Annotated in this window: 3 protein-coding genes; all 3 read left to right on the top strand. The window is 40.6% G+C overall.

Features of this window, described 5'->3' with window-relative positions:
• The first annotated feature begins 133 nt into the window (after positions 1–133).
• The 3 genes from QUA58_RS31330 to QUA58_RS31320 are packed head-to-tail and all read left to right on the top strand — an operon-like array spanning position 134 to position 1,232.
• A complete protein-coding gene (locus QUA58_RS31330; protein ID WP_333257556.1) occupies positions 134–409 on the top strand; it encodes a hypothetical protein in 276 nt (91 codons plus the stop codon).
• Positions 410–453: 44 nt separating this feature from the next.
• Positions 454–675 (top strand): hypothetical protein, encoded by a 222-nt coding sequence (locus QUA58_RS31325; RefSeq protein ID WP_333257559.1) that lies wholly within the window; start codon positions 454–456, stop codon positions 673–675.
• Complete coding sequence (locus tag QUA58_RS31320; RefSeq protein WP_333398016.1) at positions 675–1,232, top strand: hypothetical protein; 558 nt, start codon at positions 675–677, stop codon at positions 1,230–1,232. The genes QUA58_RS31325 and QUA58_RS31320 overlap by 1 nt, the downstream gene beginning before the upstream one ends.
• Positions 1,233–1,256 lie beyond the last annotated feature (24 nt).

Genomic DNA, 1,256 nt, shown 5'->3' with positions numbered 1-1,256 from the left:
CTAATTTACAACTCTAAATGCCTACTTTTCTTTGAATTCAGTTTTATTCTCTCGATCCTTTCCTTCAGGGGACTACCCATTTTACATCCAAAATGCTGAAAGGAAGACAAGGGAATCGATAGAAAAAAATTTGATGGGATTAGCAGCACAAGCTCGCGTGACTGGGATTCACATTATTTACTGTAGCCAGCGACCGACACCAGAAGTCATTCCGAGCCAGATATCAGATAATATGGATGAAAGACTTATTTTCCGAGTCCAACCCGCTGCTAGTCAGAGGTTACTTGACGATGATCGAGCTGCAAGTTTACCTGTAGAACCCAGAGGAAGAGCAGTTTACCGAGGGTCAGAACCAGAATTGACAATTGTTGCTACTCCTTTCGTTCCTGATGAAATATGGGAAAATTAGTTGCGTTAGTTTAGAATAATATTAATAGTTTTTGGAGTGAGAGCATGGCATTACTAGATCAAATAGAAGACTTTCAGGCAACGATGGATAAAGTCATGGAATTGGTGGAAGACACCAAAGCATTAGCTGGAAAAATCCCTGATACATCTATCTCTGAATCGCCTGCTTTAATGAAAACGCTTTTTGATATGTGTGCTGATGGTATCAAAACTCTCAATGATGCTATTGGAGAAGCTGAGGACATCCAGAAAACGTTAGGGAGATAATGGGAATCAACCAAGAGAGCGATGTGCTTCAGTCAATGCTCCGTCAAGTTATTGATGGCTTGGCTGAGGTGCAAACTCGTGCTAAATATTTACCCGATCGCGATATATATGAGCTAAAGCGAGAGATTTCTGACATTCTGGAAATCTGCCATGAAGAAATGAGCCACCTAAAAACCAGTCAGAATCAGATAGAGTTGATTCAGGCGATGATTGGGAATCAGAGTGGTGGATATGCTGAAGCCCGATCGCCCTTATTGCCAACAGCAACATTAGCCACTAATCTTAGTAGTGGATTATCGCTAAATTCTGTTGTGACACAATCATTTTCAAATAATGTTCCCAGCCTTCGCTTTTTCAATCAATCCCCAGCGACTCTTGATGATGAACTTCGATCGGCAGATGAGTTAGGCATCAAACCCATTAAAGTGGGAGAATCAGGATTTGACGATATAATTAATGAAGGGACTGTCAAATGGGCAGTAACAAAAAACCTAGAACTCCTTGTAATACCAATTTTCAAAAATCATGCAACAGTAGCTAGGGCTGACAAAATGTAATCCCATCCAGTTATAGATGCTATT

The organism is Microcoleus sp. N9_A1 (assembly GCF_036701795.1).
In the GTDB taxonomy this organism is placed as follows: domain Bacteria; phylum Cyanobacteriota; class Cyanobacteriia; order Cyanobacteriales; family Microcoleaceae; genus Microcoleus.
Note: the sequence above shows the minus strand (reverse complement) of the source record. Positions and strands in the feature narration are given on the sequence as shown.